We start from the raw sequence: 1,301 nt of genomic DNA on the forward strand, positions 1-1,301 counted from the left end.
TAAAACAAGTATACAATGATAAATTCAAAAAGTAAGCGACTTCAAATGTTTTAAATCCACAATAGTTCCTTAGATTTTTCAAATTTTCGCCAAGGAAATCTTTATTAAATGTATGTTGCTCCATGTTGATCACATCCTATTTCGTCGCCTTGCACACAAGGCGACGCGATTTTTCACTTACAATCCCTTACCCTGTCTCATATAAATTGAAAAGAGACGCACAAAGTGTGCGCCTTTTCAATATTACATATATCCTTTTTCTTTTAATGATAGGAAGTTATTTTCGCAGACGATTAAATGGTCGAGAAGTTCCACACCTAAGAGCTCACCTGCCTCCTTTAAACGCTCGGTAACATCAATATCCTCGGGGCTTGGTGTACAATTTCCAGAAGGATGATTATGCCCAACAATTATCGAAGCCGCATTTTGTAAGAATGCTGTTTTAAACACTTCACGTGGTGTTACGATGCTTGCATTTAAAGAACCGATATGACAACGGTGCAAAGATTGAATTTGATTTTTGGTTGATAAACAAGCGACTAAAAAGATTTCTCTATCCTCGTCACCAATAAATTTCATCGCTATATTGGCAAAATCTTGAGGGCTACGAACTGTATAATCTGTAAGGTTTTCCGACAAATATTTCTTTGGCAGTTTACGACGCTCGGCTTTAATTTTTACAATCTCATAAATCGGCTCTAACGACTGGTTAGTAGGGTTTGTCATGGTGTTTCCTCCTTAGATTTTTTTGATTGCTTTAGCCGCAATCCCGAAGTCGGAAGGCTGAATTTTTTCCGATTTCTTGGCTATGCCATGCAGCTATTTGCAGCAATCAAAAAGCAAGGAATCGCCTTAGCGATAGCTCAAAATTTTTTGTAGCGTAAGCATGTTTAAACAAAAAATTTTGACGGTCCTTGCTTTTTGAGGTGAAACTCGGATAGCAGTGTGGTAGGCAGAATCTGCCACGCTGCTTGCCGCAAGTTGAACGCAAATGGCAAAGCCCAAGCAAATGATCTTATTGCTTGGGCGTATGGCGAAAGAAATCGAAAAAATGGGCACAATAAAAGTGACTGCCGTGACAGTCACTTCCGATTTGTCTTTTGTATTAGATGTTGATCTTCGCCTCGTTTGGTATGGCGGCCTAGCCGTAAACGATACAGGAATCTACTCGCTGTTAGGCACTTACAGCGAGTGATTATCGGAGCGTTTAATGCCAAAGCGACACGTACCCCTTCACACAAAGCGTCTTTTGCTTGTGATGAAGAGGTAGTGTGGGCAAAATATAGGTTGATTATTTTCTA

2 protein-coding genes are annotated in these 1,301 nt (G+C 39.7%); one reads left to right on the forward strand and one right to left on the reverse strand.

The annotated features are described in order from the left end of the window. Positions 1–243 precede the first annotated feature (243 nt). Positions 244–726, reverse strand: a complete 483-nt coding sequence (locus tag QI30_RS19755; RefSeq protein ID WP_126992148.1) for a JAB domain-containing protein — start codon at positions 724–726, stop codon at positions 244–246. A 265-nt stretch (positions 727–991) separates the two neighbouring features. On the opposite strand from QI30_RS19755, the gene QI30_RS19760 reads away from it, so the two are divergent. Continuing rightward, entirely contained in the window at positions 992–1,195 is a 204-nt protein-coding gene (locus QI30_RS19760) for a hypothetical protein (protein WP_126992133.1), read from the forward strand. Positions 1,196–1,301: the final 106 nt, after the last annotated feature.

This window comes from Candidatus Kurthia intestinigallinarum, from assembly GCF_003991225.1.
GTDB classification, from domain to species: domain Bacteria; phylum Bacillota; class Bacilli; order Bacillales_A; family Planococcaceae; genus Kurthia; species Kurthia populi.